This is a genomic window from Ureaplasma diversum NCTC 246, assembly GCF_000731915.1.
Taxonomy (GTDB): Bacteria; Bacillota_I; Bacilli_A; order Mycoplasmatales; family Mycoplasmoidaceae; genus Ureaplasma; species Ureaplasma diversum.
This window is the reverse complement of sequence record NZ_JFDP01000071.1, coordinates 1-25,178: the sequence shown is the minus strand read 5'-3', so window position 1 is coordinate 25,178 and position 25,178 is coordinate 1. Positions and strand designations below refer to the sequence as shown.

The following is a 25,178-nucleotide window of genomic DNA, read 5'->3' as shown; positions in this document are numbered from 1 at the left end:
GATGTTAGTAAATAAGTTATAAAAGGTAAATGGGCATATTTAGTAGTAACTGATCATCTATAAGAAGCCATAGCTATACTAAATATAAACAAAGCTATCTCTAGAACTAAATAACAAAGACTAATGATAGATAGATGTCTATTTATTTTCATATTATATTCCTTTAGATATTAATTGTATTATTGTACTATTAGGATCTAATAAAGATATTAATTTTATATTGTTAGATTAATGAAGATTAAAAAAATGTACTAATAAATGTACTAAAAAATGTTCAATAAATTTGTAGATTTTTTGAATTCAAAGCTATATTATTTATAATTAATGTATTCGAGAATAAGCGATTTACAAGAAAAAATACACAATGGAAAATATATTAGAGTTGATAAAGAATGAGAAGGTTAAGTGGAAGAGATTAGGGGAAGTTTGCGAGATAAAGAAGGGACAACAATTAAATAAAAAACTATTAAAAGATGATGAAATGTACCCAGCATATAACGGCGGTAAAACTTTTTCAGGAAGAACTAATAAATATAATGTAGAAGCAGATACAATCATAATTAGTCAAGGTGGAGCATCAGCAGGTTTTGTTAATTTCATAACTGAAAGATTTTGAGCTAATGCACATTGTTTTTATTTATTACATTATGAAATAGTTGATAATAAATTTCTATATCATTGATTAAAATTAAATGAAGATTATTTAATGTCTGTGCAGTATGGTGCAGGAATACCTGCATTAAGTAAAGAAGTTATTAGTAATATTCTTGTCCCTGTTCCGTCTTTAGAAGTACAAGAAAAAATTGCAAAAACACTTGACAAATTCACAAAATATGTTACTGAATTACTACTAAGAAATAAACAATATAACTACTACAGAAACTTTCTTCTTAGTGATGAATTCTTAACCAAGAAGACACTAGAACTTTGTGGGAAAGATGCAGAAATTGTGTTTAAAAAGTTAGGCGAAATTGGTGAATTTTTTGGTGGTTTAACTGGCAAGACTAAACAACATTTCATTGATGGAAATCAAAAATATGTAACCTACAAAAATGTATTTTCTAACTTAACTCCTGATTTAGATACATTAGAAGATGTTCTTATTAATGAAAATGAAAAGCAGAAAAAGCTAGAAATTGGTGACATAATCTTTACCTCATCATCTGAAAATTTAGAAGAGGCAGGAGTTTCTTCAGTAATAACCAAACTACCAAATTATGATGTTTATTTAAATAGCTTTTGTTTCTTCTTAAGATTGAATGATAAAAATATATTATCCCCTGAATATTCAAAATTCTTATTCAGATCAAACGAAATGAGAAAAAACATTATTAAAGTAACGTCTGGTGTAACAAGATTTAATGTATCAAGAAAATTAATGGGAAATATTTCTATCCCAATCCCACTCCTACCAGTCCAAAACCATATCGTTTCAATTCTTGATCAATTCAACACTCTAACAAACAATCTTTCCGAAGGTCTTCCTAAAGAAATAGAACTTCGCCAAAAGCAATACGAATACTATCGAGAACAACTCTTATCATTCAACTCTAATCAAGATTAATTTCTCTTTAAAAGTAAAGAATTAAAAGCCCCTAGGTTATCCTAGGGGTTATTTAATTATTAACTAATTAGTATCTTAGCAGATCAACTTTTATAATTTAGACTTTTTGAAGCGATCTTCTTTTAGTTATATGTTTATATAAATTTATGAGCATTCATCTTGTTCAACGATTCGTGCCATATCTTTAATCTGAAGTGGAACTGAAGAATCATTAAATTCAATTAAATATAATCGATTAGGTGTTATTACTTGATCTATATAAACTTGGTTAGTTAGATCATAAATACTTTTAATAGAACTGTAGAAATGTTCATGTTTAGGTCCGATAACTTCAAATAGTTCGTCCTTTTTGAAGTTATTTTTAGAAGTAATTTTATAAACATTATTTTCTAATACTTCTTCAATAATAAACGCAAAGCGTTGTGAAACTAATTCTTGTTTATCATGATATAACATTAACTGTTCATTAGGTGCTCCATCTAATCAAGCAACATCAGCCATTCTGTTCATTGCCTGTTGTAATTCCTTCTTAAGAGCATCTAGATCAAAAACTTCATTTCTATAATAAGCATCCATTGCTTTTTTATAAGCATTAACAACTGTTGCTATATAGTGAACAGATTTCATTCTTCCTTCAATTTTAAAAGAATCAATTTCTAAATCCATTAGTTTAGTGATATTAGTTATTTGAATCATATCTTTTGCTGACATTGTAAATTTAGATGGGGTATTTGTAAACTTATCATCTAAGATATCATATTTTCATCTACAAGCATGAGCACATCCACCAACATTAGCATCTCTTAAACTAAAGTTATTACTCATCATGCATCGTCCAGAGTATGAAATACAAACTGCTCCATGAATAAAGATTTCAACTTCAATTAGTTTATTATTGTTTTTAGTAAATAAAGCTAATTCATCCATTGTTAACTCTCGACTTAAAACAACTCGAGAAGCTCCATTTCTTTTAAAGAATTTAGCAGCTTTTGAATTACAAATTGATTGTTGGGTACTAATATGGATTTCAGCTTGTGGATAATGTTTTTTAAGATAGGTAATAATAAAAGGATCAGCACAAATAAAACCATCTGGTTTAAGAGCTACTACTTGTTCTATAAAATTAGGTCAAGCTCTAAGTAAAGGGGTGTGGCATATAACATTAGTTACTAAATAAACTTTTTTATTTAAGCTATGAGCATAATCAATTAAGGTTTTAATTTGTTCAAGTTCAAAGTTACTAGCTCTTGCTCTTAGTGAATAAGATTTAGCACCAACAAAAACAGCATCTGCTCCATAATCTAAAGCAATCATTGCTTTTTCTAAATCCCCTGCAGGGGCCAGTAGTTCACTACGAAATGATTTCTGCATAGTTTTATTGTTCCTCTTCTTTTTCCATATGTAAAATATCTTTTACTGTTCCTAAGAAGTTGTTAGTGATAACTTCATTATGTGCAATTGCTTTTAATTGTTCTCAAGCTTTATCTTTAAAAGCTTGATCATAACTATTAGTATTAATTAATTCCATAGCTTCTAAATATAGTTTAGCGACTGTTAAACTATATTGATCATTATGTAAATAAGCATCAATATATAAGTAATCTAAATTTAAAGTTAAGATTTTATCTAAGATGTTAATAGTACATAACTCATATCCAGACATCATATGAGTTCCAAAATGATCTTGTTTAAGAATATTAGGGTATTTACGTAACGATTCTTTAATATAAATAAATTCTTGATCAATTAGTTTTTCTTGTTGATCAAATTGTTGTAAATAAGCATCAAAATTAGAAAGTAAGTTTCATCTTGAATGCATAATAAACAATAATCCATGACCTTGGATCATTAGTTTTAGTTTAGCTGTATTGTTCATACTAATTGCTTTAAGTTCACCAAAGAACAACTCTCTAGCTAATGAGACACTTAAGATGTTATTTTCAGTAAATCAATCAAATTGAGCAGCTGATGTTACTGTTGTTTCTGAGTTGTAGTGTAAAACTAAGTTAAGCTTGTTTTCATAAACTAACTCAGCTACTGCATAATCACTAAAAATAACAAATTCAATTTCTAGTTTATTTAACTCTTTTAAATAAGCTTCTAAAGCATCTAAATCAGCATCAAAGAATCAAGCATTAACATTAACAATGATTTTGGTTTCTTGTTTATTAGCTATTAATTGTTTAAGAGTTTCTAGATCACAATCAAAACAATTTCTAGTAGCAAACTGATTACTACCTACTGCTATATAATCTACTTTTAAAGCAATTAAATCTAAAGCATTCTGATAACTAGTTGGGGTAAATACTAATTTCATATTACAAACTTTCTATCTCTAGTTCCTAATTTATAATTTTATCAATTAATACACTATAAAACAATCTAAGTTAGATAATTAGAGAATAAAAAAAGTTGCTTTTAGCAACTTTGGTTTGATTATGTTTTAGTGATATTATGAAGATTGTTTGAATTTGAAATCTTCTGGAACTGAATTAGCACCATTACTAAAGATATTAGTTTTGAAGGTATCACCGTATTTAGCTGCAAGGGCTTGACGGTATGAAGATTTTTGATCTTTACCCCCACCAAAGATTAAATCATATTGTGGTAAGTTGTATTTACCATATAGACCGTTGTAGTTATACCCTTCAGAACGAAGAGCAGCAGCTACAGCAACTAAAGCATTTGTGTTGCCTAAGTGAACAATACCAACAATTTCATTTTTTTGGTTTCTAACTGATGAACCAGAAGAACCACCACCTGCAGCAAAGTTGAATAATGAATATTCAAGAGCCATATTTCAGTAGTGTTTGTCTCCATATCGAAGCGGCAAGCCATCTACTTTTGGAATAGCAATGAAACCATCGACAATACCAGCTTTATCAATGAATGAACGATAACCTAAATGTTTAGATAATAGATTTCCAAGTTCTTGGAATTGATGATCATTTCTTTGTTCATCTTTTAGTAATCCATAGAATGAGTTTGTTCATAAAGCATTACCAACTTGGTTTTGATTTCGATCAATTTCTTGACCTCTTGCAACAGGATAACCAACTGCATATAAATAATCATTTCATTTACGATTATCTAGAATTGGACCTTTGATTTTGTCGAAATCTTTAAGATAAGATGTTTTTAAGAATTTGATGTGTTTATCAGTTTTTGTTGCATATTCATTAGTTACTTGTTTTGCTAAATCAGCAGCACTACCAATTTGTTCTCTCTTATCGTCAGGATCTCCGCCTTGCTGAATAAATGCATTTTTAACTTTAACTAATTCTTTAAAGTCAACTTCGAAAACTGCAAAGTCAATAAATTCATCAGTTTCCTTGTATTTATCTGCTTGTGCAGGAGTTAAGAAATCGCTTGGTTTTGAATTTAAGAAATCAGTTGCAACATAAACTGTATTTATAAATTTATTTTCATTATTACCAGGTACATTAAGAGATTTATAATTACTATCTAATTTAATTAATTTTTGTTGTTGTCGTAAAGCAGCATCAGGCTTCAAGAATGTAAAACTAATTCCAGCAACATCTGTCAATATTTCTTTAGCTACGTGAGCATTAGTTGCAAAGTATCATTTTGTCGGATAAGACTTATCATCTTTAGGCACAAAGTCTAAGATTCACATTGTTCCTGAAACTGTTCTTATTTGCCCTTGAATATCTTTATGGAAACCAACAGAAATAGTTTGTAATGCAATATCTTTGTATTTATCACCAGGTAGAAGACGTGATGTTCCTACTGCTCCAGTCACATTCGAAGCAAGTGAGCTATGTTGTAATGATGGATTACCTTCTTTAGTTGATAATCCAAGGACTTCATTACTATTTTCTTTATAAATAGGTAATGTGAAACCTTTTAGTGCAGCTTTATCATAACTTTCTTGAGACAATTCTTTAGCTTTGTTATCAAAGAATTGTTTTTGCTGGTTAGTTACTTTAACACCATTATCATATGCTTGTAATGGGTCAAAGTTTCTAAATCCATTTGCAGAATAGTGATTATATAAAATACTTAAATAGAAGTCATTTTCAAAATCATATCATTGTTGTGAATTAAATGTATCTAAACTTTTTCCAGCAACATCTGCTTTCTCTCTAAAAGTTTTATTTTCAAAAGCACTGAACTCTTCTTGATTCACAAAATTAGTTGCATAAATCGGTTTAGTTTCAAAGAACTTATTAGTATATTCGCTTGGAACTGGTAATGATGTAGCTTGAGTTGATGTGTTTGTATCATATGCATCAATTGATACAATCTTATATTTAGTTTTTTCTTTTAAACCTTCAAAAGGGATATCAACCTTATTTGATACAACCATATTTCGTTTAGATGAAATCGCTTGATTTTCATTTTCAGCTTGAATTTTAACTAACACATATTTCCCATGTACATTAGGAATATTTAAAGATAGTACATAGTGTGAATCTTTATCTCTTTTAAAGAAAACAGGTTGAACTGCAGACTGAAGCTTAGTCTCATTTTTTTGTTTAGTAGTTTTAGTAGCTTCAGTATTTGGTTGCTCATTAACTTTAGGTGAATCCTTTTGTTTGTCACCACCTTTTGTTTCATTATTACAAGCAATAGCAATAATAGGAGTAATAATTGCAACAGAAGCTAATCCTAATGTTATAGCTAACTCTTTTTTAAAAAGTGATTTTTTCATAATAGATCCTCTAAAGCAACAAATGCCTTTATTATATTGATATTTATAAATTACTATATTATACTTATTTATATTTATTAATTAATCATCTATTTAATATAAATAATTAAATAACTAGTTTTAACATCTATTTTATTAACTTTGTTAATACTTAATTAATAAATATAGTTAAAAATCTTATTAATTTAATGATCATTAAACTACTTTACAGATTTAAAAAAGGTTATTTTATTTAGTAATTATAATCATTAAAATTGATTAATTATTTGATTATTTTAATTAATGTTTTTTAAGCATTTTATTAACTAAAAAACTATATCTTAAAAAGAGTTAAAATAACTCTTAAAAATAACCTTTTTAACTTATTAAGATGTAATTTTTAATACAAATAAAACGGGATTAAAGTGTTATTTTAGAGTTATATTAATTACTAGATTTTAGTTATCTGAAAGTGTTATAATTTGTAATGTTATATAGGGAGAGAAATAACATTATGCAAAAATCAAATAAAATTAATGATGCTTTAAATCAACATTACAAACTTAACGTTGAATTAGGATTGGTTTATGCTCATTATGCTCATGTTGCAGATGATGAATTTGATATGCCTTATTTAGGAAAATTCATTCAACATTTAAGTGAAGACAAACTTGGTGTTCACAAAGAATATATTTCTGATTACTTTAAACGAAATGGTATGAAACTTAAAACTGATGTATCAGTTGCAGTTAAATCAATTCCATCAGATGCTAAAGCTTTAATTCAAGAAGTATATGCTCGTGAAAATGAAGTTAGAGATCATGTTAAAGCAATTGCTAAATTAGCTTTAGCTGAAGATGATTATGAATCATTCTACTTTATCCAATGATATGTTCGTGATGGTTTAAAAGACTTAACAGAAGTTGATGACGTTGTTAAATTATTTAATAGTTCAAATGATAAATTAATTATTGAAGAAACTATTAAAGAAATGGTTGAAAAAGAAGAATCTGAACACGAAATCTGGGGTTAATCATAACCCTTTAGCACAATTTAATAATATTATTAAACTAAAGTAATGTATAATATAAAATATTGCTACTAATTGTAGCGATTTTTTATTATATGCTTTAGCATAAATAACAATTAGGACTGATATTAATGAAAGCAAGTTCAAACTCCGTTAATTATAAGAACAAAAATTATAAATTGTTCAATAATTATGTAGATTTTAAAACTATAACAAGAGCTAATACTTCTAAGAAGAATTGATTCTTAGCATTTTTTGATTCTGTTTATTGAAAAATACTTTGAAAAATAATTAAGATTATGCTTGAATTCATTGCGATTGCTTGAGTTGTGATCACCATTACCTTCTTCTTGATTAATTCAATTCCTGGTTCTTCTTTCTCAAACCCAGGAGCATCAGAAGCTGCACGAAAAGCAATTGAAGCTAAGTACGGATTGAACTTACCAATTGGTGAGCGTTATTTACTTTATCTAAAAAACATCCTAAGGGGTGATTTTGGAATCAGTTTTACAGTTCAACCTGATGTGCCAATTAATGATTTTATTTGACATCGTTTCTTTATCTCATTTGTAATTGGAATCTTCTCTGTTTTCTTAACTGTGTTTATTGGAATTCCAATTGGGGTATGAGTTGGTAAGAACCCAGGTGGATTATTAGATCAAGTATCAACAATTGTTGTATCTGTTTTCTCTTCTATTCCATCATTAGTTTTTGCTTTATTATTAGTTTTAATTGGTCGGGAATTAAACATTCCTTATACTTTTGATATTAAAAACTTTGCAACCTATATTCTACCTGGACTTGCTTTATCATTAGGTTCAATTATTGTTTATATTAAATACATTAGAACTGAGATGAACCGAGAGCTTAATTCAATGCATGCTAAGTTTGCATCACTTAAAGGGATGAAACGGCGAGTGTTTGTTTGAAGACATGCTCTAAAACCTTCTCTTTTCCCAATTGCAACATTCTTCCCAGCTGTTATTTTTGGTTCATTTATTGGATCATTGTTCGTTGAACAAATTTTCCAAATTGCAGGATCAGGGGGAGCGTTGATTTCAGCAATTACATCAAAAGATTATAATGTAATCTTATTCTTAGTGGTGATGTTCTCATTATTAACCATTTTATCATTTACATTCCGTGATATTTTATATGAAGCAATTGACCCACGAGTACGTAGAAGAGGGCGATAATTATGGCGTTTAGGGATTTTATTAACAACTGAGCGAACAAAATTAAAGCTCGTAAAGTTGAAATGTCAAATGAAGAGTTAAAAAGTGCTCCAAATCCATGACTTCAACCATTTCAATACAAGAAATGAGAATTAATTGGAGCCGCTTTTAAACAATCAGAATTTAATACACTTAAAAACAAACACCAACCATTCCAAGAATTTGTTTATCGATATTCTAAGAACTTTTCAGGTGTTGTTGGTTTTTTATTACTTCTTATTTTAGTAATTTTAGCTTTGATCATTCCATTAACAACAAGTGATCCAACAAACATTAATCTAGAAAAGCGTTTTCTATACTTTTATCAAGAAGGGTATGTGCTAGGAACTGATGCATTAGGTCGGGATGTTTGAGCACTACTTTGATGAGGGTTAAGATATTCAATTTTATTATCAATTGTTGTTGTCTTTATTGAAGTTGTAGTTGGTTTATCAATGGGAATATTAATGGGTCAATTCCCGAAATTTGATGCAGTGATGCAACCAATTATTAAAGTTATTAATGTTGTTCCATCAATCTTAATTTTAATTTTAGTATCGATTGCTCTAAACCCATCATTCTGAGTATTAGCTTTTGCTTTATCAATTACATCATGAACTGGAATGGCTAATCAGATTCGTGCTCAAATTAAAAGAGCAAGAAACTTTGAATGGGTTTCAGCTTCTCGTGTACTTGGTACTAAAACGATCAAAATTTTATGAAATTACATTCCTGTTATTATTCCGATTTTAGTAACTCAATTAATCTTTACTATTCCAGGGGTAATTCTATCTGAATCAGGACTATCTTTCATTGGTTTATCTATTCCTAATACTGCAACCTTAGGTAATATGTTAACTGATGGTTCTAAGATCTTTTTAGCTAAGCCACGTTATGTAATTATTCCATCAACTTTCTTGATTATGATTACAACTTGTGTGCAATTAATTGGTTCATCTGTACAGGATTCATTGCGTAGACAACGGTAGGTATAGGCTATGAGTACAAAAACAAATCAAAACAACAAAAGCACAATTTGATCAAGAATTAAAACTTATTTTGTTCATAAATGAGAAGATTTTATAAACTCATTACCATTTAACAATAAACAAAAACATTTTGATTTTGAAAAGTTTGAAGCAGATGTTTTATATAAAGATGTTTATGGTGAGAAATTAAAAATTGTTGCTGAGATTAAAGATTTGCACCTTTCATTTACTAACCCTGCTGATCCAAAAGCAAAAAATAAAGTATTAAGAGGAGTAGATATTGAATTTTATGAAGGGAAGGTTCACGCAATTATTGGTGAATCTGGATCTGGAAAATCTGTTCTTACTTCATTACTTTATGGATTAACTGGTAATAATGCAGTTATTGATCAAGGACAAATTAAAATTTTTAATCACAACGTTGAACAATTTACTTTTCGAGATTGAGAAAACTCAAACTATTTAGGAAAAGTAATATCTGCAGTTTTCCAAAACCCAATGTCAACCTTAAACCCTATCCTTAAAGTTGGTAAACAAATTATGGAAGGGATGTTATTAAACGGAATTGCTAAAACTAAAAAAGAAGCTTATCAAAAAGCAATTTATTATTTAGAAAAAACAAAGATTAATGCTCCACATGAAGTTATGAAACTATATCCTCATGAAATGTCAGGGGGAATGATTCAACGGATTGTAATTGCAGCTATTATTTCATTACAACCAAAGATCATTGTAATGGATGAACCAACAACAGCTCTTGACCCAACCGTTCAAGCATTAGTTTTAGATGTTATTCGTCAACTTCAAGAAGAATTAAAAATCACAATTATCTTTATTACTCATGATCTAGGGGTTGTTGCAAGTATTGCAGACTACATCTCAATTATGTATGCTGGTCAAATTGTTGAAGAAGGAACAAGAGATGAAATCATCAACAATCCCCAACACCCATACACTTGAGGATTAATCTTATCAATGCCTGATGTGAATAAAGGTAAACGATTATATTCAATTCGTGGTTCAATTCCATCTAATTTAAACAACATTGTTGGTGAAGCGTTCGCACCGCGTAATGATTATGCACTAGGAATTGATTTTTTAGAAGAATCACCATTCTATCAAATCTCACCAACCCACCGGGTTAAATCTTCACTTCTAAATCCAAATTCTCCAGAGATCAAAAAACCAGAACTAATCGCTTTAAAACACGCAACATATCAACAACAAAATAAAGGAAATTAATCATGCAATGAAAAGATTTGCTAAAGAAAATTAAGCAAGTAAAACAAACTGATAAAAAGACTTTTGAGTTTGATACTTTTTTATTTGATTATGTTGATGATTTAATTAATGAGCGAAATGTTACTAACTATAATGAAAATGATCTAGCTACTTTAGAGACAAAACTTAAAAGTTTTAAAGAAACATATAAATTAGTTGATGATTGATTAATTCTTAATCCAAAAGAAATTCAAGAAGAAGTAATAGAACCGCTTGTATTTGAAGATAACTATTACACTGATGAAGAATTAGTGTATGGAATGTTTCCTAAACGACAGATTCGAACGATCTCAGATCAAACCATTAAAATGCTAAATGCATACGATAAAAAACGGTTAGTTGAAATCAATAATTTAGATGTAACTTATGGATCTGGTAAAAAAGCCTTTCGTGCAGTTAAAGACTTTAATTTAAATGTTTATGATGGAGAAGTATTAGGATTAGTTGGTGAATCAGGATCTGGAAAATCAACAATTGGTAAAGCCCTTGTTGGTTTAGTAGATTATTCATTTGGTCAAATTAAAATCGATAATAAACTTTTACCAAAACAAAAAAGCAGTTTTATGAAGTTTGGTAAACAACTAAAAGATTATAAAACTGTTAGTAAGTTTATGATTGATAAAGTGCAAATGATCTTCCAAAACCCAACTAACTCACTTAACCCACACAAAAACATTGAAGATGTACTAAAAGAAGGATTAAACAACCTTAAAGATGTTTTACCATTGTATTTATTACAATACGATGAATTTGTCTTCAATAAGATTTATAACCAATTTATTAAACGTTCTAATTTAGAAAATCAAGTAATTAACTTTGATTTATTAATTAATGATATTAAAGAAAATGATTATCATAATGAACAATATTATGATGCTTTCTTAGCTTATTTAACTAATAATCAAGCTGATCAAACTCTAGTTGATCAACTTTATTTATTTAAGATGAATCGAGCTAATGTGATTAACAACATCTTTAGAGATCAAATTAATCATAAATTAATTATGAGTATTCTAAAACAAGTAGGGATGGATGAATCAATTCTTAAACGATTCCCATTAGAGTTCTCAGGGGGTCAACAACAACGGATCGGAATTGCTCGATCAATTGTATTAAGACCAAAACTATTAGTAGCTGATGAACCAATTAGTGCATTAGATGTATCTATTCAAGCTCAAGTTGTAAATATCTTTAATGATTTAAAAGAAAAGTTTAACTTAACTATTGTTTTTATTGCCCACGACCTGCGTATGGTTGAATATATTTCAGATCGAATTGCGGTTATGAATAAAGGGACTTTACTTGAAATTGGACCAACAAGTGAAATTATTAATAATCCAGTTCACCCATATACTAAATCTTTATTAGATGCTGTTCCATCAATTGATTCAAATAAAGGTTCATTGATCGGACGAGTTTATGATCCAAATATGCATGATTATTCAGTTGATAATCAGCCAGACTGAATTGAGTTAGAAAACAAACACTTTGTATTAGCAACGCCAGCTGAATTAGAACAATGATTAAATGAAAAAGGAGCAAGTAATGAGCAAGAAAAAAACTAGTTTAAAGCTATGACACAAAACTGTAATTACTTTAGCTTCTTTTGCTATTGCAACTGGAATTGTGTTTGCAGCTTTATATGGTGCAACTAAAAAAAGTAAAGAGATTTATGGAACGATCAATCAGACACCAGTTAGTCAACTAAATAATGCAATTGATTTAAACAACCCACAAATCTATTTTTACCATTTAAATCCAGATGAAGCACTTGCTTCAGTTCAACTTAAAAATGGGAAATACACAATTGTTTATAAGAACAAAGATTATCAATACCATGCTTTTTTAGATTTAATCTTTAATGAAAAAAACAAGCTACCTAATCTTGTTGTGCAATATGGTTCATTTAAGTTTGTTAATGAATATCCTGAAGCTGTTGAAATGGATGAATTTATTCGGTTTGCAGATTGATTCATTAAAAATGTAGCCTGAGGGGCTGATATTTTAAGTTTAAAAACTTTCTCAATTGTTCGTGGGGTTTCAATTGCAGGTTCATCAATTACTTTAGGTGCACACGCTAATAGTCAAAAAGAATTAACTGAAATTAAATTCTACCCAGACTCATTCTTTGGATCAATGCCAATTTTCTCTACATCTGGGGGAAGAAGTCAGTATGATGATTCATTAACTTATCCATTAAATAAAAAAGTAATTACAAAGCAAGAAGTTCAACGATATTTAGATAATGTTAAATATATGAATATTCGTGCTAATGATAATACTGAACAATCTAGCAAACTAAGTTTTAGAAACCTTTCTTTTGCTCACTTACTAAAAGATAAGAAACTATTTACTTATCAATTAGGTGCTTTTGTAATTCCAATTCATGCACAAAAACAAGTTGATGCATATAACAAATTATTAAAACTAGTTAGTACTTTACCTGAAAATGAACGATTTAATGTTGAATTCTCAAAAGTAATTCCTTCACGAATTACAAATATTCAAACTAGAAGTAGTTTAACTAATAATGAACCGTCTGGAATCAATATCTTCTTTGATACTGGGTTTAGTTCAACAATTAATGAAACTGATTTTAAACCAATCACTTTATTTGCTTTAGATGAACTAGAAGCTGTTACTAAAGCTTCATTTGTTAGCTTTAAAGACTTCTATAACATTAATCAATATTTAAACAAACAAATCTTTGTTTATGATATTGAAAGTAAATATCCTAAGTTCTTTGAAACAGCAATTCAAGCAAGAGATAGTGTTCCTAATTTTGATGCATCAAAATTAAAACTATATAATTTCAGTTCATTTAGTGTTGCTAATAAAAAGATGACAATTGATTTTGTCCAACCTAAAAACTTAGATCCAAATGAAGTTATTCATGTTGTTAACTTTGATGCTCTTGATGAATCAAATGAATTATTTGAAAGCTTTAAATCTTTTAAACAAGCACTTGGTTATAAGAATGTAGTTAAACCATATACAATTAAACTTATTAGTGAAGAAAAAGATGCTAATAATAAAACAATTGAATACTTTGAAATCTATAATGAAGCTTACCAAAATCTACTAGAAGCTGTTCATAGATATCGACCAACAGTTCTTAAAGAAATCAATGGTTATCATATTAAAAAAGTAATCAATGATGATGGGGAGTTAACTTATCAAGTTGTTAATGGGAAATATAAAGGGCTTGATCCAAATGATCGGATTCCTTTTATTGCTATGATGTATTTATCAGATCCTAACTTTAAAGGGATCTCATTTGACTTCTTACGTTATGTAGGAGCACATGAATATGGACACCACTTAACACTTGAAAATGCTCAAAATGTATCAAGTGATACTTCACCTAGTTTAGTAGGGGGATTATCTTTACTTGGTGGAGCAAATATTTTATCTTACTTCCATACTGATGTTTTAAGAAACTATTTAAAAGCTAGAAGTACAATTGATTTTACAAAAGTTGATGTTAATCAAAAACCTAATAAAAATGGTAGTTATACACGATTTAATTGGGTTGATCAAAACAACAAGAAAATTGATGAAACCCTTGATGATGTTTGAGGATCTGTTGATAAAACTAATTTACAAGGGGTTATTGAAAACAAAAGACGTCGTTTTGTACAAGACTTCTCTACTCTTAAAGAAGCAGCAGAAAAACGGGGTGTACGAATCTCTGATTTATTTATCATGAACTCATATGATACAGAAAGTGGTACACTAAACCCCCTTATCATTGGTAAAGCTAAATATATGGTTTTTAAACCAGATGGTTCATATGAATTTAAAACAGCAAGTGTAGATAACATTAAAAATGTCTTTAAAGATGGAATGGGCAGACCGATCCAATTTGATGATGATAACAAACCTAAAGTTGTTGAATATAGTTTAGATGGTAAACGAATTAATAAAGTTTTAATTCATGATAAGTTTAATCAACCAATCATTAATGTTCAATTAAATAAAAATTTAACTGAACAAGAAAAAGAGTATGTAGAAAAACGAGTTACTCAAATTCAAAACGACATCTTAAAACTAGTAGATGTTAACTACTTTAACTCTGGATGAAACAATAGAGGATTTAGTGTAACTTCTCTTGGAATTGAACCAAAACTATCAATTGTTGCCCAAAACCGACATACTGATCAAACTTTATTTGATACAAATGGTAACTTTAGTCAAAACTTAAAAGTTTGAAAAGAATTTATTGAAAACAGAGATAAAAAACAATTTAATACTAATAATGTTAATAGTCAAACAAACAGAGTTGGTTATTATGCAGACTTATTAGCTTCAGTACAAAAGAATACACCAGTTACAAACTTTAGAGCACAAGTAGTTAATATTCTTCAACAATCTAAAAGAAATAATAATGCTTTATTATCAACTAGTGCCTTTGGTAATGATCTTAAAAATGATCTAACAGTACTAAGAGTTCAAAACGAAAAGAAAGAATTTGATAACTATACTCAATATATTGTTAACCCAGCTCAACCATTATCTAACTTAGATGATTTAGGGAAAAATACATTCTTTAATATTATGGGTGTGAAAATGTTATTTGAACCACCACACCGTCGTTTATTTAACCAATTAGTTCAAACTAGAAACACACCTAATCCGAATAATAAATATTGATTCTTAGATGAGAATAAAAAAGCATTCACTACTCCAATCGATGAAACAAACCGTCGTAAAGAATACTATTCAATGGCAATGAAACCAAATACTTTACGTTCAGATTTTAGTGCTAATTTATTTGATGCTTTTAATGACCAATATTTAATTGATTATGTTGATGATAATAATCAAACAATCAAAGTCTTAAACTTCTATGCAGTTGAAGACTTCTTAGCATTCCATTCACTTGATTTTACTAAACTTAAACCAACTGAAGTCAATAATAAAACAGTTTGAAACTGAGATATTGATTATGTTAAAACTAAATTTAATTTAGATTTATTTAAACAACGATATCTTAATGCAGTATCTAGTCGTCAAATTAGTGAGCAAGCAGCTAATGAACTAAAAGCACTTGTAGCTACTGAACAACAAGTAGCTAACATGGTAATGGCTCGATTTAAAGATCAACAATTAGATTTCTATTACGTTAACTCTTCAATTGAAGACAACTTCTCTAATCTATTAAGTATTTTTGAAAAGAGAATTGGAGCAGCAGAGCTTGATTTATCTAATTACAAAAATAAGAATCCAGACAAGAAGAAGTTTGAATATACAGCAGCTGAACTTTATGATGTTATTAAAAAGTTCTATAATGATAATAATTTAGATCTTAAATCTTTAAGATTACAAGATCTTTATTACTTATTAGCTAATTATGGTTGATTAAACTACGATACATATCAACTAAACTTTGATAGTTTAGGGCAAGATAATGGTATTGTTAAATTTAATTATAAAAAACCAGGACCAACACAAGATGTTGTAGATTACAACTCTTCACGTGCTGAAACATCAATTAATGATATTTTTGGTGATTATGTATATAACTTCCCAGAAAACTTAACACGTGATTATGTCCAAATCACATATGTGCCTAACACTAAAGACTTTGGTAATTTAGTTAACTACTTAACAAATGTTAATGAAGCTAATACCGGGCTTGAATATGTATTAGATGGTTCAAAAACTGAACAATGGAAAACTGGATTAATTGATTTTGCAGATATACTAAATCATTCACGAGCAATCATTAATGATTTCTCTAAAGAAAGAATTGAACGAATCATTAATCGTGACTTTGATAAAGAAGTATTAGCTAATAACCAAGAATATTTAGAATTAGTTAACAATTTCAAAGAAATTGAAACTAATTATCAAGCTAAATGATCGCAAAACATTAAAACCTTAACTGATCTAAGAGCTCAAAGAACTGCTGAATTAGAAAAAATAGCTAAATATAGATCTGAACAAAAGAATTATATGTTACCTGATAAAGTTAAAGATTTAAGAGCTTTAAAGGGTAATGTTAATCAACAAGAAATGTATGGGTTATTATTAGCTAAAATTGAAAATGAAGAGAACGAACGAAACCTATCATCAATTAAAGAACAGTTAAGTGCAATTGTTCGTGAAAATGATCGTTCAAGAGCGTTCATTAATGATTTCAAACAACAAATTCTAAACAACCAAGCTCAGAAAAGTCCATTATTTGACTACTACTATCAAAAAACTAAAGAATTATTAGAATCAGATCCAGATTCAGGGATTGTTTATATTGACTCACAACCATACCGATCAATTAAATACATTGAACGAACAATAAGATCAATTAATAACCGATTAGTATTTTTAGAATCTGAGATTGCTAAAAATAACGAGTTAATTAAACAATATGAAGCTCTTAAAAAAGAATCAGGTTATAAAGATGGTGTATATCAACCAAAGGTTGATGAATATAATCAATTAATTAGTGCTTCAGAAACTAAAATTAAACAAATAGAAGCACAAATTAATCAATTAAATACAAATAAAGACTTTAATACAGATCGAGAAGAATATGAAGCCTTTAAGTTTACATATGATAAAAACTTAGAAGGATTAGTTAATAGATTAAAGAATGAATATCGAACTAATTTAGTTGGTCAGCTTGGTATTTCATTATCAGCTGGAAATGATAGTTATCGATCTTGACGTGCTTTTAATTCAAACTACATTGGTAAACTTAATACCTTTAATAATGGATTCTTTAAAGACCGTTGGTTACGGGATGAATTAAATTGAGGTCTTTATGATGATCAAGGTAAATCAGTAATTGATGATAAGATCTCAATTCTTGAACTTGATAATAAAACTAAAGTTAAAGATCGAGCAAGAGCATTCTGAATCTACTTATTAAGATCAAAAGGAATTGGAGCAAGAACGATTACAGGAATCTGAAGAGATCGTCAAAAAGATGCACTAACCTTCTGAGGATATGCAAAACTATCTTTACTTGATAAAATCGATCAAATTGCTTTTAGAGATTTAAAAACTAATGAAATTAAATATCTAAAGGTTCACAAAGATACAACTAAAAATCCACAAAACTACAATAACTTATTTTATTTAACTAAACAAGCAGATATTAAATCTAAAAAAACTTTAGCTGATGAAGGATATGGAGCTTGAATGAGTGATTACGCATTTATGGCAAAGTATGCTAACACCCTTTTATCAGTTAATAATGACTATGAAATGTATTTTGTTGATGCTAATAAAAATAGAGTTGATGGATTAACACTTGGGGATATTAATGGATTAGCTGAAAATGGTAAAACTGTTGCTCAAGCACCAGTTAAGATTACTAAACAACAAATAGATAATCAAGAAAAAACAGTAATCTCAATTAGTCCACAATTTAATGCTCAATAATAAAAAGGAGGATAAACTATGAAAAAACGTCTTAAATGGCTATGTGTTGCCATTGCTTTTCCACTTGTTTGTGTTCCAGTTATCACTGCAGCTTCAACTAAAACCACAAGTACTGCTTTATATGATTTAGTACTATCATCAAACCCACTTACATCACTTAATTACATTAAATATAGTGATAATAAAAAAGTTATTTCATCTCTTGTAGAATCTGTTTTCAAACAAGCACCCCCACCAGATATTAAAGAAATCTTACAAGGGTTACCAATTGCACGAGCTGGTATTTATACTGTTGACCCATCAATTAGTTCATTTAATGAATATTTGGATAAGAATGGATCAAATCCACCTGAAACAAGTAGTTATTATGAACTAAGTGATATTGGGTTTGCACCTGGGGTATTAGATGGATTAGTAGGTCAACAATATAATGTTCGTGCTGTATTAAATGGTTCTAGACGTGCTTATTCAGCTTTATTTGATTTAAATAAAGGAAAAAGTGTTTGAGAAAATAAAGAACCAGTAACAGCAATGGATTTTGTGGATGCACTACATTACATTTTAGACTTTAACACAGGTTCACAAAAACAAATTGATATTGAGCGGATGAACTTTAAAGGGGCTAAAGCTTTTATTGATGCTCAAACAGAATATTTATCTAAGTTTAAAAAGACTTATGAAAACCCATTTGGGAAACGTAGATTCATCAAAGCTGATTGAGATAGTAGGATCTTGATTGAAGATCCAAACCAAAAGGTTTGAGAATCACAAGTTCCTGGGGATGAAGAATATGTTAAAAAAATTAAACAAACAGCAACAAGTATTGGAATTTATACAGGTCAATTATTTTTAAACTTTTCAAATGCTAATGTTTTTGATTCACTTAGTTTACCCCAAAACCAATTAATGTGAAAACGGACAAATACTGATTTTGATATTGATGCCGAAGAACAAGACTTCTTTATTAAAAATCCAGAGTATGATACGCTTAAAAAAACTGCAGCTGAACTTAAAACAATCCCTAAGATTATTCAAACTAAATTAATTAAAAATCCATATCGAGATCCACGTCAAAAATTTGATTTAAAAGATCAAAATTTAGATCATAACAACCGTGCTCAATTTAGATTGTTTGCATCTGATAAATACAAACTACGTTTTGAATTTGAAGATCACTCACCACGTGCTGTTTTTGATTTATTCCGTGATATGCGTGAAGTAATTTTACCAATCAACCGAAAATTCGTTGAATCAATTGGTGGAATTGCTAACTTTGGTACTTCATTAAACAAGTTTATGAAGAATGGACCATTTGCTATTGAAAGTGGAATCTTAGGACCACAAGGGTATTTAGTACTTAAAAAAGATGATACATACTATTCATCTGATAAAACAATCTCTAATTTAATTAAGATTCAATTTATTACTGATTTAAATATTGCATTTACTTTATTTGAAGATAATCAGCTATCAGCAACTGATATTCCAGCGATCAGACAAATTGATTTCTGATCAAACCCTAACTTTAAACCATTAATGAATAAAGGGGTTGGGTATGGAACAATTGCTTTACAACTTAATTTAGATAAAGAAACAAATGGGGATTCTCCACTTCAGGATGAAGATTTAAGAAATGCTCTTTATTATGGAATCAACCGATCTGAAGTTTTAAAGATCGTTGGATGAGATGCTTCATTTGTAGTTAATACTTGAAGTGCTTTTGGACAAGCAAGAAATTCAACTGGAAACCCGCTTGAAATGTTTTTTGAACATGAAACTACAACAGCAAAAAACAATAAAAAGTATCCACTTCAAAACCACAAGTTCATTGACCATTTAGCTAAATCTTATACTTTTGAACATGTTAATCGAAAAGATCAAGTCTTTGATCTAGAAACAGCTCGTTTTTATTTAGAACGTTATAAACAAAAACACCCAGAACAAAAACAAGTTACACTAAGATTTTTAAATAACTCAACTGATGAACAAATCCAAGCTTCAATTGGTATTCAAAACTTAATTAAAAACGCTTTTGATAACTATATTCAAATTGAAATTAAAGGTTTACCAGCTAATACTTTTACAGACTATATTGATACTGGTAAATTTGATTTAGCATATGGTAACTTTGACCGGTTTGGAACTAATCCAGAATCATATGTTGCTGCTTTCTTTCAAACTGATGAAATCAGCAAAGAATCTGAAAAAATCTCAGGTTTTAGATTAAACCCAGCTGGTTCTTGAACTTATAACCGATTCTTCAATGATATCATCTATCAAAAAATCAACCATAACCAATGGTTTAATGAAAAGATCCAAACAAGAATTAATTTATTAAATAGTATTCCTGCTTTTAATGAATTAATTAATATTGCTAAAGATACTAATTTATCTTATTCTCAAAAAGAAGAAGAGTTAAATAAACGATTTGTTGCAATTAATCAACAACTAACTCAAAACAACTTAGGTTTAGTTAATAATACATTTATTAAATTATTAATTAAATACTTAAATGATCCAACTAATTTAAATTTACAAAAAGAATTAATGTATCAAAGTTTTAATCAATTAAGTGTTGATCAAATCGTTGAACTAACAAAAGAAAAAGGAATCAGATTACAAATTCCTAATAATGAACAAGATGGTTTTATTTTTAGAAAAATAGTTGAACTATCTTATCAAAAACCAAATGAAGATCTAGTTGCTTATAATAAACGAATTACATCATACTTTGCTAACATCTTAACTGATCAAGAAATTAAAGATAAATGAAATGAAAATTTAATCTTTAAAACAATTGCATCACTTGAGAAAATAGTCCGTGATGGTGTACCAATTATCCCATTAATTGAAGTTGATACAAAATGAGAAATATCAAGAGTTGCTGGAGTTAGTTCACTACACTCATTCTCTTTACAATATGCTTATGATATTACTAAACCACCAAGAGCTGAATTACCACGAAGGATTAATCGTAATTAAGATATGGCTAAGTTATATAACAAAAAACGATCAACAATAGCATTAGCTTTTGGTTTAGTTACATTAGCTTCAATAACAACACTAGTTGCTGTTAGTTGTAATAAAGATAAATCAAGTAGTGAATTAAAATTAGATGCTGATTTTAAAACTAACATCTCATTTAACAAAGAAGCACTAAGTCCTTATTCATTAAGTAATCTAACTATTAATTATCAATTCATTAATGATCAATTAAGAAGAAGAAACATTAATGATAAAACAGCTTCTCTTGAATCTAGAAGAATCAATTCAATGGTTGATGATATTATTAAAGATATTAAATTAATTAAAGATAACTTTAATGTTAATAAAGATATCTTAATAGCCCCACTTTCTTCTCTTAATCCCCAATACTTTTATGAGTATGAACTTGTTGATAATACTAATGTTTTTAGTATTGAAAACAAACAGATTTTACATCTAAAACATAGTGCTTATAATGGTTTTGATCTAAACCAAACCAACCATAAGTTTAAAGTTAAAATCAAAGATCCTAAAACAAACCAAAGTACGATTAAAGAATTTAGTTTAAATCTAAATAAGATTGATTTAGATGCCCAAGCAAATGTAAATAATACTTTTAATACATATTTATTAAATGAATTAAACATTAAAGCTGAACCAATTGCAGATAATTATGCAATAAATGGAGCTAATAATACTCGTTTAGAACAATGAAACGGGTTTAGTGTACTTGATATGTTTGATTGATCACTAAATAGAGGATTAAGTCTTAAAAAAGATAGTGAACCACTAGAGATCACACCTAAAAACAGTAAAGTATTTAATGCTTCATTTTTAGAATTAGATTTATCAATTAGAAGTGATGATCATACTAAAATCAAAGTTGATTTTATGAATGAAAACAATGAAGTTATTAAAAGTGAACTTCTAACTAAAGATCAAATTAATCGATCATTAATTACTTATAAAGAATCATCAACTATTAAACATAATCTTAATAAAGAACTAAAAGTTGATTCAAACCAACTAGTTGATCAATTACTTAAAAATGAACCTAATGCTAAAAAAACATTAGGGGAATATATTAAACAAGTTCATGAGTACAACTTTAATTCAAGTTGACCAATTAATGAAACAATAATTAAAACTGGTTGATTTGCTTACCATTACTTATTAAATATCCCAACTAATACAGCTAAAATAGCAATTAGTTTTAAAGAACAAGATCAAAATGTTAGTCCAGTTGTTAATTATTTACAAGTTTACAAACAACCTAAAAAAGCTAACATTAACTACTTAACAACACAATCTAAAGATCAAACTATTAAATACATTGATAGTGTTAAAGAAACAAAAGTAGAACTAGATCAGTTCACTAAAATTAATAATATTACAATTCTTAGAAACCATAGAGACATTAATCAAGACAACCAACGGTTCATTTTAGCTAATGCTGGTTTATCTTATGAAATCAAGTTAGTTGATCAAGATAATAATGAATATATTATTAACTATTTAGTAAATGCGTCAAATAGTAACATTTTAGAGCTACCAGCATTTTTAAAAGAAAAAACATTCAAATTAGTTATAATAAAAACATTAACACTAAGAACAGGTATAGAACAAATCCTAGTTTATTAGTTTTAATAAACAAGGAAAAAGAGTAAATAATTTTATTAATTAACTAATTAACTAATTAATTAAATATATTTAGAAAAAGAAAAGGGTGAGAAAGAATGAAACTCAAAAGAAACAAAATAATACTAGCCTCGCTTCTTACAAGTAGCTTACTAATTGTCCCAATGATTGCAGCTTCTTGTGTAAAAACTGAGAAACCAAAAACTTCAAATTTTGATTTAAATAATGTTACTTTAGATGTTAAAAGAACATCAAAACCAAAAGAGCAAACTTATGCAAATCAATTTACAAAAGCGAATCTAGTTTTAACTTATGGCAGTAAGGAATTTAGTTTTGAAAACGATAAAAATGGCTTTGATGTAGAAGGTAATCTGGTTACAGTTGAAGGAAAAGTTGTGTCTGATCGAACTAATGGGACATTAACAGTAACACTAAAATCAAATGATAATACTAAGATTTTTAAAATCGAAGGATTTAAAAAGATTAAACCATTATCTGATATTACTATTTTTGAACCAGATACAGAAGTTAGCTCAAATTTATCAGATAAAGATAATTCAAATACTTTCCCATCTTCATTAAGTGAACAAGATTTAGAAGCATCAGTTCTTGTAGATGGACAAAAACCATCTGCTGATAAATTTACTGTTAAAGTTAGTGAAATTAAGGCTAATGATAATGATGGAACATTAATGTTCAAAGCCACTGTATCTTTTAAGGATTCAGATCCATTAGATCAACAAAAGAACAAATCTCAAGAAATTTTTATAACTAGAATGAAAACGCTTGATGCAAGCGATCCGCTTAACAAGCCAATTGATCGTAAAGAATTTGAACATTTAAGATTTGTTTTTAAGGACGAAAGTAGAAAAGCTAGCGAAACACTTCCAAGTCAAATTACAAATGATATGTTAGATTTACAAGTTGGAAAAAAAGTTGATGGTAAGGATGAATTAACTTGAACTCCAATTGATGATAAATTATATAAATGATCATTTACAAATATTAGAATTGTTGAAGACGACAAGGGAACACTAGCTAAAGAAGTTGTGATTTCATTCAAAGAAAACCCAACTGTTGAAGGTAGAACACAAAAGTTTGATGTTATTTTATCAGGACTTAAAACTAGTGCAGAAGCTGAACAAGATAATAAAGTACATCCCGCAACTGAAGCTTTTGATTATACTTACGAATCAAATGCAACTCCATTTCTAGAAGAAAACTTAAAAACACTAAACTTTAATGGATTTAGATCTTTTGATAATCTAAATGAAAAGAAGAGTACTGATACTGCCAACAAATTTGCAAACAGATTATTTGAGATGTATGCAAGACTTTACTGAGATGAGTACGCTAATTTATCTTGAAATCAGGCGATTAGAAAATATGAAGGTATTTTTACTAATATTCCTCAAACAGCACAAACGCCTTTTTTCATAGCACAATCTTCTAACTCTGAATACGAAAATGGACAAGATTTATGATTATCACAAATTAGTAAAGTTATGCCACTAGTTGTTGCGTGAAACAAAGATCCTTTAAACAAATCTTCTGTCGGTTATGATAAAAACCCTAATGCTAATAAAGACGTTTCAAAAATTAAAGGAATGAAGGCAAAAGAAGGTCCAGAATTATATAGAGATAATCATGTTATTTTTGTTCCGAGATATGATGAATTAAAACCAGAAGAATTAAGTAAAGTAAAAGAGTTTGCATCAGCTAAAAAAGCTTATAATGAAAATAAGGATAATGCCGATAATAAGGCAAAATATGAAGCAGCCTTAACTGAAATTCAAAAATTCTTATCTGTTGACCCTGAAACATTTGATTATGTTGATAATAAGACTTATCTCAAAGGTTATTATCAATACAATAAATCTCTTGGTTCAAATCAACGAAAACCAAGATTGGTATTAAAAGATGTAGTTATAGAAAAATGAAATAAAGATCGTAAACCTGTGTTAATCTTTAATTCAAAGGGAATGTTTGAAACCAAAGCAAAACCGTTTAGTCAGAAATTTGCTGACTTTGCTTCTAAAACACCTACATTAAAATATGCAATACCGTTCCGTATACCAGTAGATAATGTGTATAATATTGAACAAAAATCTTTAGACGAACAAAAACAAGTAACTGTTGTAGTTTCAATTAACGAAAAATATCCTCTTTCAGTCGGAGACAAAATCGTTTTAAGAGCTAGTTTTAAGGATGCAAGTAATAAAACTGTAAAAGTTGATAATATAAATTCTGTATCAACTTATGAAGTTCCTGTAACAGAAGAAAATTCAAAAACTAGAAAATTTGAATTTATTCTAAAACTAAATGGAATAAACAAAGACAAGGTTGTAAAAGTTCAAGTCTTAAGTGTTAGTTATGACAAAAAAGTTGATAAAGATAATGCTGACAAAAAATGACTTTATGTATTTGATGAACC

Annotated in this window: 13 protein-coding genes; 10 read left to right on the top strand and 3 right to left on the bottom strand. The window is 28.5% G+C overall.

Translation table 4 applies throughout. The features are described 5' to 3' along the window. The first annotated feature begins 364 nt into the window (after positions 1–364). Positions 365–1,564 (top strand): restriction endonuclease subunit S, encoded by a 1,200-nt coding sequence (locus UDIV_RS03280; protein ID WP_038103272.1) that lies wholly within the window; start codon positions 365–367, stop codon positions 1,562–1,564. Between the two features lie 144 nt (positions 1,565–1,708). Here UDIV_RS03280 and UDIV_RS03275 read toward each other — a convergent pair whose 3' ends face one another. The 3 genes from UDIV_RS03275 to mip all read right to left on the bottom strand — a co-directional run bounded on the left by UDIV_RS03275 (position 1,709) and on the right by mip (position 6,239). Then, complete coding sequence (locus UDIV_RS03275; RefSeq protein ID WP_038103270.1) at positions 1,709–2,935, bottom strand: U32 family peptidase C-terminal domain-containing protein; 1,227 nt, start codon at positions 2,933–2,935, stop codon at positions 1,709–1,711. A gap of 4 nt (positions 2,936–2,939) precedes the next feature. Then, the gene (locus tag UDIV_RS03270) at positions 2,940–3,881 is read right to left on the bottom strand and encodes a U32 family peptidase (RefSeq protein WP_038103268.1); all 942 of its coding nucleotides are present in this window, start codon (positions 3,879–3,881) and stop codon (positions 2,940–2,942) included. Between the two features lie 135 nt (positions 3,882–4,016). Next, positions 4,017–6,239 (bottom strand): Ig-specific serine endopeptidase MIP, encoded by a 2,223-nt coding sequence (gene mip, locus UDIV_RS03265; protein WP_051749515.1) that lies wholly within the window; start codon positions 6,237–6,239, stop codon positions 4,017–4,019. 493 nt (positions 6,240–6,732) lie between these two features. Between mip and UDIV_RS03260 the strand changes: the two genes are divergently transcribed. From UDIV_RS03260 to UDIV_RS03220, 9 genes are all read left to right on the top strand, one after another. Then, positions 6,733–7,251, top strand: a complete 519-nt coding sequence (locus UDIV_RS03260) for a ferritin-like domain-containing protein (protein WP_038103266.1) — start codon at positions 6,733–6,735, stop codon at positions 7,249–7,251. A gap of 128 nt (positions 7,252–7,379) precedes the next feature. Further along, positions 7,380–8,444: an ABC transporter permease gene (locus UDIV_RS03255; RefSeq protein ID WP_038103264.1), complete on the top strand. Its 1,065-nt coding sequence runs from the start codon at positions 7,380–7,382 to the stop codon at positions 8,442–8,444. 2 nt (positions 8,445–8,446) lie between these two features. Further along, positions 8,447–9,451 carry an ABC transporter permease gene (locus UDIV_RS03250; protein WP_038103262.1) on the top strand — a complete coding sequence of 335 codons (1,005 nt, stop codon included), beginning with the start codon at positions 8,447–8,449 and terminating at the stop codon, positions 9,449–9,451. Between the two features lie 9 nt (positions 9,452–9,460). Beyond that, positions 9,461–10,693 (top strand): ABC transporter ATP-binding protein, encoded by a 1,233-nt coding sequence (locus UDIV_RS03245; protein ID WP_038103260.1) that lies wholly within the window; start codon positions 9,461–9,463, stop codon positions 10,691–10,693. Between the two features lie 299 nt (positions 10,694–10,992). Then, positions 10,993–12,297, top strand: coding sequence for an ABC transporter ATP-binding protein (locus UDIV_RS03240; RefSeq protein ID WP_038103274.1), 1,305 nt, complete (start codon positions 10,993–10,995; stop codon positions 12,295–12,297). Further along, positions 12,278–18,121 carry a PDxFFG protein gene (locus tag UDIV_RS03235; RefSeq protein ID WP_038103258.1) on the top strand — a complete coding sequence of 1,948 codons (5,844 nt, stop codon included), beginning with the start codon at positions 12,278–12,280 and terminating at the stop codon, positions 18,119–18,121. Before UDIV_RS03240 ends, UDIV_RS03235 begins: the two co-directional genes overlap by 20 nt. Positions 18,122–18,139: 18 nt before the next feature. Further along, the gene (locus tag UDIV_RS03230) at positions 18,140–21,103 is read left to right on the top strand and encodes an ABC transporter substrate-binding protein (protein ID WP_038103257.1); all 2,964 of its coding nucleotides are present in this window, start codon (positions 18,140–18,142) and stop codon (positions 21,101–21,103) included. Positions 21,104–21,106: 3 nt separating this feature from the next. Continuing rightward, positions 21,107–22,747 (top strand): hypothetical protein, encoded by a 1,641-nt coding sequence (locus tag UDIV_RS03225; protein WP_038103255.1) that lies wholly within the window; start codon positions 21,107–21,109, stop codon positions 22,745–22,747. Positions 22,748–22,842: 95 nt separating this feature from the next. Then, positions 22,843–25,178, top strand: a 2,336-nt coding sequence (locus UDIV_RS03220) for a lipoprotein 17-related variable surface protein (protein WP_038103253.1), incomplete at its 3' end; no start/stop codon positions are given.